Consider the following 8791-nt stretch of genomic DNA (forward strand, 5'->3'; position numbering starts at 1 on the left):
GTTGATAGCGCAATGAGAGATGTTGCAAAAGTGATACCTTGCGCTTTCAACAAAAATTGTTACTTGTATATAGTCGGGGGGCCAGAAGGCTGAGAGCGCATAGTGCGAAACCCGTTGAACCTAAGGATATGAATCTCCTGCCTTTTACTGTTTAAGATCGCGGAATTGGCTCTACTTGTGTGGCGGTTATGTCAGTCATGATAGCATTGCGCTGTTCATTGGCCATTTCTATTGCTTGGCAGGCAATACCAGTGGAATATCTTTTTGCCAGGTTGATAGCTCCGTGTGCGTCATTTAGATAAAGAGACTTTAAGGTTTTATTTAGCGCTTGCACTTCTAAAAGTGACTGGACTTCAAACTCGTACCATAGCTCCTCTAATGACTGCTTATACTTCGTTTCTTTCAATGAATCGGCCAGCACAAACAAACCTTTAAAGGCCCAGTAGGATGAATCAGGCTCATAGTTTATAGCTCCTTTAGTGTAGCTTGAGGGGATATCATCCATAATACTGTAGAATGGCATGTAAGGTGCGCCCAAGGGGGTGCTGATGCTTTGCCAGATAATTCCTTTTAGCGGTTCTGGCATGCTGGCATCTAATGTAATGATGTGGCTTTCCGCAGTATAATCAACACCAATTGCGCGTTGCGCCTTGCCTTCCAACTCAGTATCTTTATAGTTCGCGCGTAAAACATCCATTACATCTGCTAGCGTGATCTTTTTGTTTGCCTGTAGGAAAAGTGGATATTGTACTTTTCTGCTACTTTGCTTCTTTGAAGGTGTTAACATTTTTTGCGCTAACCAGATGCGGTCAGTGTTGTATGGATCGCCAGGTATGCCAAAGGCCATAGCAAAATTAAAGCGTTTGCTATCGGGTTCTGCCAATAGTTTGTTTTTTACAACAAATTCAAATAAACCTTCTGAACACAAGACGTTTTCTTTATCATTGAGATCAATATCATGGACGCGCATACCATTGGCGATAACGAGATATTTATCTTCTGGTACCCGTACTGCAATCCAGTGGTGTGCTGAGCCAATTTCGAAATACCAAGCGTCATTTTGATCGCCAAATAATACGCCATTCACCTCGCTTGCACCAAAGGTTTCAACGTAATATCCCAATAACTTTACGCCATGCAAAGCATTATCTACCTGGGGCAGTATTAGCGTGGGGATAATGGATTCGGCAACGCCTTTTTCAGTTAATAGCGGATCGGCTTCGTTGGCTTTATCGTTAATAGTTAGCGAGTTAGTGGCAGAGATGGCGACGTTTTTCTCATTGATACCGCGTTCTTCAAAGTAGTAGTGATCGCCTATAGGCATTCTTGCTTCGGCATAACCCTGCGCGTCTGGCGTGGCATTGTAGCGATAACGTGTTTTAGGAATAGGAACAAGTAAGCCATTGCCTAGAGTCCACAGACCATTCACTGCTAGACTATTGTTGGCATATTCAGGTTCCTTGCGGAACACCATATATTTGTTCCAGCAGTTATTACTCGGGAAGTCCTCATTTCGAGAGAGTAAAACAAGATCCCCGGCCGTAGCCCGTTTTCCCGCTATGATACTTGTACACATATTATTTCCTTAAAGGGGCGATTGCCCCTTTTAATCATTCTTGCCGTTGTGGGAATAGAATGGTTATTTTATGGTTGCCAGTTTTGAATTAACGCAAAGATTAAACGTATTTAATCCGGGTTTTTGGCCCATCAAATCAAACTCCAGTTCAACCTCTTTACGGAATAACATGCAGTGTGATGAGCCGCCAAAATGAAACGTTCCCATGGGCTGACCTTTGGACACTTTTTGTCCTTCATAAACGCGAATATCGCAGGAAGAAACTTCAGCCATGCCGATAAATACAATCGCCATCAGACCAATCGCAGGGTTATCCGCTTCGATAAAGATGACTGCCCTGGTCGCCACTTCAGCAATGTAACCTTGTGAATCATTAGGAGCTGCATCATCGTAACCAGCAACTGGCGTTTCGGAGTAATAGCTGCCATCTACCATCTGAGTTTTGATAATGGTGCCTGATATTGGACAGTTCCAGCGGTGGTAGCTTTTGGCGCTTAAAAAGGCCTGATAAACGGTTCCACCAACAAACTGTTCCGCGCGTTTATCATTGTTGAGCATATGGGATAATGAATAAGGCTGTCCTTTGATCCAGAATTGATTACGCAGTTTTACATCATTGCCTTTTGTCACGCGATAAGGTGCTGATTCACAAGCATTAACTATGACGTTATCATTGCCCTCTGCGGCAATGGGGCGTTTACCATCACGAAATTCCCGGGTGAAAAAATCATCCCAACAGGTGAATCCATAATGTTCATCTCGAGGGTCACACTGAAAGGTGTCGATAAATTCTAATCTGGCTTTAGCATGTTCCTCGGGCTTTATCGGCTCTTTATGTTGGCGCATCATATTCATCATGGCGACCATTGCTTTATCACTGAGCCAGCAATATTGCTTGGTGAGTTTATGCCCTGAACCCTGGATAGGATGGTTGTCGATTGATAGAACATAATTAGAGTCAACAGAGTTAAGAAAGGTGCCCCAGTGCTGTAAAACTTTCTTGAACTGAGCATTTAACTTATCGTTAAGAAAAGCTGCAAATCCACCTTCAGTGCCCATGGACCAATCCAAAATAGCGTTGATCGGGAACCCGACACATCCCGTATCGTTGTAAGTAGGTGATTTAGTCATAACTGCATTTAATAGTTGCAAGAAATGGTGATAATCACGTACCTGCTTACCGTATTGACTGTATTTGTATTTTTCCGGTACTTGCTCAAACGCTAGATTGATCAGTGCAAAAATTTCTGCATCAGTTTCAATTAGATGTTGTAGATCTGAAATTACAGGATGAAATGGCTTTTTATCATTCTCAACCTCATTACTTAAATCTTCCAACCAGTTGCACAGTATTGTTTGATCTGTTGGCAACCATTCGCCTACTCTATAAGGCTTTGATTCTATTATTACTTTTGTATCCATTATTAAAACTCCATGTTGAAACTGTTTAGCAATTGCTGTGATATTGAAAGATAAACAGCTAAGATTATTGAAATGGTTATTTTAAATTTTGACTTTTTAACCAATTGTTAACGACTTCTCGTGGAACGGCTCTGGTTCGGCAGTGCATTGCATCTGTGCCTAACCAAGGGGTTTCCGGTTTGCTTGGAATGCCGACAACGGTATGATCTGGTAATGCTTTCCGGTATGCGCTTAGGGCCAGATTGTCGAACTCTTCATAACCCTTTCCAGATAGAGGCACATAAACGTGATCATTAAGGATTAGGCTATTGGTATAAGCGGCCGTCGTAGCGGGTTGATCTGCAATGGATATATACATGTTTTGACACATCACCCGAGAAACTGTAAAACCCTGCTGTGTAAAATAGTCAGCAATACCGTCAAAGGCCTTATCCGTTTTTGGATCTTCAGAACGGGCGATCAATACAATATCGTCAGCTAAAAATTTCCCCCAGCAATCAATATGACCAATGTAGGTCCCCGTGGGATCGGTTAACACGTGGTAGGTACTGATCCCCATAAACTGATTAAATTGACTGAGAATGTATTCCATTCGCTGGTCTATCTGTTTCTGGCCGGGATTGGTGGAGTGCTCCTGCTGATGTACCGGTAACTCATTCTGTGTTGCCACCAAATAGGAAGAGGCAATAACCCCATTACCAGTCACCATGTAGTTCCCCCCTACATCAAGCAAGCCAAGGAAGTACCAGTTGTGCACATTGATAGGTTCATTTTTTAGCGGATGATCTTTATCTCGACCTGGCCATTGAGCAAGGTTCCATTTACGAATAGGACCATTAAGATAATCTGAGAGTTTAACGGCGCCATAATCGTCATTCGGACGAAAAATCCCCAACCCCTCCATCGGATCAACATGTTCGGCTCCCTCTAACATCCCCACCTGACCACCCCCCATCGTTGTATAGCAGTGTTTGGCTATCCCGAAATATCCGGTCTCGTTATTGATAATCCACCATGGGCCATAATCACGAGTCCAGTAAGTATCTGTATCCCAGCCGATAAGATGGAGATGTTCGGGATTGTAGAACAGCCCCTTTTCATCGGCGGTAGCCTGAAGATCATGGTCAATATTTTTTTTCTCGTTGCGGTCCTCACACATCACAAAGATATGCACAGGCTCAGCCGAATCGTTTTGTTGCATCCGCACAATCAACTCGTTTGGAATACCAAACATCCGGGGACCTGAGGGCGGAGCCTGGGGATCATCTCGCGTCGCGGGAACCGTTCCCGGATAGGAGATCAATACAGCTCCCATAGGTGCATATTCGGGAATAGCGCTCACAGGGCTGGAATGAGAATTAGTGTATTTTTTATGTTCCGAAGGCGGGGAACATTTCGTTTTAGCTTTGAATTGTTCAGCACGTAGATGTGCAGGTGCATGATGTGTAACTTTACAGGGGTGCATACAACGACTCCTTTCATTAGTTTTCAAGGTCATAAATTGACACGACGGCAATAAGCCGAAAATGAATTGAGAGTATAGGAAGAATAAATAGCTTTTAGCAAGACACAGAATTGATTTTAAAGAGATATTTTATTTACTAGTATAAAGTTGTTAAAAAATCTAATCAGAATTTTTTATTCTCAGTCATAAATCCCTCTGTTTTATGCCTGTTTCTAGCCATTGGCAGGGCAGTCCGGCCGTTCGTTTCATACAAGGATATTTCGTTTATTAGCCCTCAAAAAGGGTCGGTTAAGGCGATAGGCTATCTTCAGCTAAAAAGTCGGGGTACAACTGGGCAATGGGACGGGTCTGAATGGTAATGAAAGTAAGTTAGCGTTGATTTTAACAAGCTGGACGGATTAACTTTTTTAGCACTTTGGGTAAAACGCTGAGTATTGCTGTTAAGAAATAAATGAGCGATCTTGCAAAAGTGATACCTTGCGCTTTCAATAAAACTTGTTACTATCGCTGTGTATATAGTCGGGGGGCCAGAAGGCTGAGAGCGCATAGTGCGAAACCCGTTGAACCTGATTCAGTTAATACTGGCGTAGGGAACTATAAGTCTTGTTTTTGATTATCTCTTTTACACCTATCTTAAATATTTGGCTTGATATAGTTCCTTTGCATCAGTTCTAGGAGCGTTTATGTCAAACCTTACTGCAACCTCTACTGCTCAAAATTTATCGACACCGATCGTTCTGACCATTGCAGGCTCTGATAGTGGTGGTGGAGCCGGTATTCAAGCTGATATTAAAGCGATTTCAGCAACAGGTGGTTACGCCTGTTCGGTGATAACTGCAATCACAGCTCAAAACACCCTTGGGGTGTCTGCTATTTTCCCTATTCCCCTTGAACATATAGAAAAGCAACTTGATGCGGTTTTTAGCGATCTGAATGTGCTTGCCGTTAAGGTGGGGATGCTCTCTGATTGTGACATAATAAAAATAGTTGCCGCAAAAATAAAACAGTACCGTCCCCCATTTTTAGTTGTTGATCCGGTTATGGTCACCACCAGTGGCGACTTATTGCTGAAAGAATCTGCCATCAGTACGCTGAAATCTGAGTTGCTCCCCTTGGCTGATCTGATCACACCGAACCTGCCCGAAGCTGCGGCATTAATCGGTTCTGAGCTGCCAACTGATCAACAAAGCATGGATAAAATGGTAGGTAAACTCCGTAAACTGAACGCCAATGCCGTGCTGCTTAAAGGGGGACATTTGCAGCAAGATGCAAACAGCAATGATCTACTTATCTTCCCGGATAGTGTTGAGCAATTAACGGCAATCCGGGAAGATACGCGCAATACACACGGTACCGGTTGTACACTTTCATCTGCAATCGCCTCGTATCTGGCGCAAGGTTATGATCTTTTACGCGCAGTTCAGCTGGGTAAGAAATATATCACTCAAGCGATTGCCCATGCCGATGAATTAGCGGTAGGGCAGGGTCATGGACCGGTAAACCATTTCTTTAGCGGACATGCAGATGTCCGATAGCGCGGCGTCTTCATCTGTTAACATTCCTCCGCTGCAGATAGAGATCAGTGCGGGTTATCTGCGTTATGTTGGCAGTAAAATGGCAACATTGCAGGGCGTTAATATGTGTTTTCCTGCCGGGCAATGGAGCTGTATTTTAGGCCGCAGTGGTTGTGGAAAAACATCACTGCTGCGTTATATGGCCGGTTTGCTTGATCAAAACGTCAGTTGGTCCGGTGGGCTTACGACCACACCGCCTCAATTTGATTTAAAGAATAACATTGCTTATATGGCGCAACAGGACTTGTTAATGCCTTGGCTTTCGGTGTTAGATAACGTCACCTTAAGTGAAAAATTTGGTAATGCTATTAGCCCTTTTAAAAAAGAAGAAGCATTGGCATTGTTGCAAAAGGTAGGACTCTTCGAGAGTGCAAACAGTTTGCCGCAAAAACTGTCGGGCGGTATGCGTCAACGTGTCGCTTTGGTGAGAACCTTGATGCAGAATAAGTCGGTGATATTGATGGATGAACCCTTTTCTGCGTTGGATGCGGTAACACGTTACCGATTGCAGGATCTGGCTTGTGAATTACTCAAAGATAAAACGGTCGTTTTGATAACCCACGACCCGCAGGAAGCGATCCGTCTGGCTGACAGAATTTATATTATGCAGGGAGCGCCCAGTTCTGCCGAGTATCTCAAGGTACCAGACTCTTTAACGCCGCGTAAATTTGATGCTGAATGTGCGCAACTTCAGCAGCGCATCATGGCATCTTTGGAGCAGGAAAATGCGTGATATTATTGGCTTTGATCTGCTCTCGACTCAGAAAAACTATAAAGAAACAGTGATAAGGCCTGTTATGCGCATTATTGTCAGCATACTAATCATCTTGGGTTTATGGCAGGCACTAGTGATTATCTTTGAGATGCCTGCCTATATTTTACCCGCCCCGTTAGATGTATTTGATAAATTGCTGCAGCGTTATGACATTCTACTTAAACACACCTTTGTCACCGCAGAGGAGATTATCCTGGGGCTGTGTTTGGGGCTTTTTATGGGGATGTTTTTTGCGTTGCAGATGTTGTTATTTAAGCCGGTTAAACATTGGCTCTTACCGATTTTAATTGCCAGTCAGGCGATTCCTGTCTTTGCTATTGCACCCGTGCTGATGATTTGGCTGGGCTATGGGATCAGCTCCAAAATAGTGATGGCGGCCTTAATCATCTTTTTTCCGGTGACTACTTGTTGCTACGATGGGCTGCGCAATACGCCATCGGGTTATCTTGACCTTGCGCAAACGATGGGGGCAAGCAAATGGCAGATGCTGCGGCATATTCAGCTTCCCGCTTCTTTACCTACCCTAGCCTCGGGTATTCGGGTTGCGGTAGTGATTGCGCCTATTGGCGCTGTAGCAGGGGAGTGGGTTGGATCTAGCGAAGGGTTAGGTTATCTGATGTTACAGGCCAATGCTCGTATGATGATAGATGAAATGTTTGCCGCACTGTTTATCTTATCTGCATTGTCCGTCTTACTCTATTTTGTGGTCGATAAGTTGTTAAAAAAACTGATCCCTTGGGAAGTTTAATCATAAAGAGCATTACTGATAAATGCTCTGCAATAGGAAATAAAATATAATGAAAAATAAAATAATCTTGAGTGCAACGGCGTTAGTTGTATTGATCTTATCTCTGCCTGCACAGGCCGAGATGAAAAAAATGACCTTGATGTTGGATTGGTTTGTAAACCCAAATCACGGCCCGGTTGTGATTGCGCAGCAGCGCGGTTATTTTAAAGAGCAGGGCCTTGACGTTGATATTCAAGAGCCCTCAGATCCGAGCATGCCGCCTAAATTGGTCGCGGCAGGTAAAGTTGATCTGGCTATCTCTTACCAGCCCAATTTAATAATGGATGTGGCTGCGGGGCTACCGCTTATCCGCTCGGCGACCTTGATTGCTACGCCGCTCAATACCTTGACCGTATTAGATAATAATAAGATCAATAGACTCTCAGATCTTAAAGGTAAAAAGATTGGTATTTCCATTGCGGGTAATGAGGAAGCGATTATCGGCACCATGTTAAAAACCGATGGCGTTAACTTTGAGGATGTGCAGATTATTAATGTCGGTTGGGCACTCTCTACCTCGCTTGCATCAGGAAAAGTCGATGCAACCTGGGGCGGATTCCGCAACTTTGAAACAAACCAGCTAGAACTTGAGGGGATTAAAGCAAAAGCATTCTTTCCTGAAGAGCACGGTGTACCGGCCTATGATGAACTTATCTTTGTGGCAAATGCCAATAGCTATGATAAAGCTGCCATTCAGGCGTTTAATAAGGCGTTGCAGCAGGCAACAATTTACATAGTAAATCACCCTCAAGAATCCTGGAAAGAGTTTGCGGCCTATGCGCCGGACACCTTGAATAATGAGCTTAATAGACTGGCTTGGAACGCGACATTGACCCGATTTGCATTGCGTCCATCCGCGATTGATTTAAAACGCTATAACGATTATGCAGCGTTTATGTATAGCCAAAAAATCATTAGCTCGCTGCCAAAAGCACAAGATTATATTCCAACGTTTCAATAAGTTACCCTAATAAATAGAGCCGTTATATGAATCATCAAGATCTAATTAATGCATGTCGTGAGGATTGGGATGCATACACCCAACATGCCTTTGTACAGCAATTAGCAAAAGGCACGTTAGCGCAGTCCTGCTTTTTACATTACCTGAAACAAGACTTTTTGTTTCTTAAGCAATATGCACGTGCTTATGCGCTGGCTATTTACAAAGCACGTACTTTAGCTGATATGCGCA

7 protein-coding genes, 1 pseudogene and 1 riboswitch are annotated in these 8791 nt (G+C 43.6%); of the genes and pseudogenes, 5 read left to right on the top strand and 3 right to left on the bottom strand.

Annotation, left to right across the window (positions count from 1 at the left end):
• Window positions 1–151: 151 nt before the first annotated feature.
• The 3 genes from ACJAT7_RS03300 to ACJAT7_RS03310 all read right to left on the bottom strand — a co-directional run bounded on the left by ACJAT7_RS03300 (window position 152) and on the right by ACJAT7_RS03310 (window position 4463).
• Complete coding sequence (locus ACJAT7_RS03300; protein WP_415225369.1) at window positions 152–1576, bottom strand: C69 family dipeptidase; 1425 nt, start codon at window positions 1574–1576, stop codon at window positions 152–154.
• Between the two features lie 63 nt (window positions 1577–1639).
• Window positions 1640–2998 carry a phosphatidylserine decarboxylase family protein gene (locus ACJAT7_RS03305; protein WP_415225370.1) on the bottom strand — a complete coding sequence of 453 codons (1359 nt, stop codon included), beginning with the start codon at window positions 2996–2998 and terminating at the stop codon, window positions 1640–1642.
• A gap of 76 nt (window positions 2999–3074) precedes the next feature.
• Window positions 3075–4463 carry an agmatine deiminase family protein gene (locus ACJAT7_RS03310; RefSeq protein ID WP_415225371.1) on the bottom strand — a complete coding sequence of 463 codons (1389 nt, stop codon included), beginning with the start codon at window positions 4461–4463 and terminating at the stop codon, window positions 3075–3077.
• A 510-nt stretch (window positions 4464–4973) separates the two neighbouring features.
• A riboswitch (TPP riboswitch) is annotated at window positions 4974–5073 on the top strand.
• Window positions 5074–5146: 73 nt separating this feature from the next.
• On the opposite strand from ACJAT7_RS03310, the gene thiD reads away from it, so the two are divergent.
• The 5 genes and pseudogenes from thiD to ACJAT7_RS03335 form a co-directional block, all read left to right on the top strand.
• Complete coding sequence (thiD, locus tag ACJAT7_RS03315) at window positions 5147–5998, top strand: bifunctional hydroxymethylpyrimidine kinase/phosphomethylpyrimidine kinase (RefSeq protein WP_415225372.1); 852 nt, start codon at window positions 5147–5149, stop codon at window positions 5996–5998.
• Window positions 5988–6770, top strand: a complete 783-nt coding sequence (locus ACJAT7_RS03320; RefSeq protein WP_415225373.1) for an ABC transporter ATP-binding protein — start codon at window positions 5988–5990, stop codon at window positions 6768–6770. The genes thiD and ACJAT7_RS03320 overlap by 11 nt, the downstream gene beginning before the upstream one ends.
• Window positions 6763–7560, top strand: a complete 798-nt coding sequence (locus ACJAT7_RS03325; protein WP_415225374.1) for an ABC transporter permease — start codon at window positions 6763–6765, stop codon at window positions 7558–7560. The genes ACJAT7_RS03320 and ACJAT7_RS03325 overlap by 8 nt, the downstream gene beginning before the upstream one ends.
• A 49-nt stretch (window positions 7561–7609) precedes the next feature.
• A complete protein-coding gene (locus tag ACJAT7_RS03330; protein WP_415225375.1) occupies window positions 7610–8560 on the top strand; it encodes an ABC transporter substrate-binding protein in 951 nt (316 codons plus the stop codon).
• Between the two features lie 26 nt (window positions 8561–8586).
• Window positions 8587–8791, top strand: a pseudogene (locus tag ACJAT7_RS03335) (thiaminase II); the annotation flags it as partial.

Source organism: Psychromonas sp. (genome assembly GCF_047632995.1).
Taxonomy (GTDB): domain Bacteria; phylum Pseudomonadota; class Gammaproteobacteria; order Enterobacterales; family Psychromonadaceae; genus Psychromonas.

Excerpts from the sequence above, each read along its gene's own strand:
- ACJAT7_RS03300 (WP_415225369.1), bottom strand. The coding sequence starts at position 1,576 with ATGTGTACAAGTATCATAGCGGGAAAACGGGCTACGGCCGGGGATCTT.
- ACJAT7_RS03305 (WP_415225370.1), bottom strand. The coding sequence starts at position 2,998 with ATGGATACAAAAGTAATAATAGAATCAAAGCCTTATAGAGTAGGCGAA.
- ACJAT7_RS03310 (WP_415225371.1), bottom strand. The coding sequence starts at position 4,463 with ATGCACCCCTGTAAAGTTACACATCATGCACCTGCACATCTACGTGCT.
- thiD (WP_415225372.1), top strand. The coding sequence starts at position 5,147 with ATGTCAAACCTTACTGCAACCTCTACTGCTCAAAATTTATCGACACCG.
- ACJAT7_RS03320 (WP_415225373.1), top strand. The coding sequence starts at position 5,988 with ATGTCCGATAGCGCGGCGTCTTCATCTGTTAACATTCCTCCGCTGCAG.
- ACJAT7_RS03325 (WP_415225374.1), top strand. The coding sequence starts at position 6,763 with ATGCGTGATATTATTGGCTTTGATCTGCTCTCGACTCAGAAAAACTAT.
- ACJAT7_RS03330 (WP_415225375.1), top strand. The coding sequence starts at position 7,610 with ATGAAAAATAAAATAATCTTGAGTGCAACGGCGTTAGTTGTATTGATC.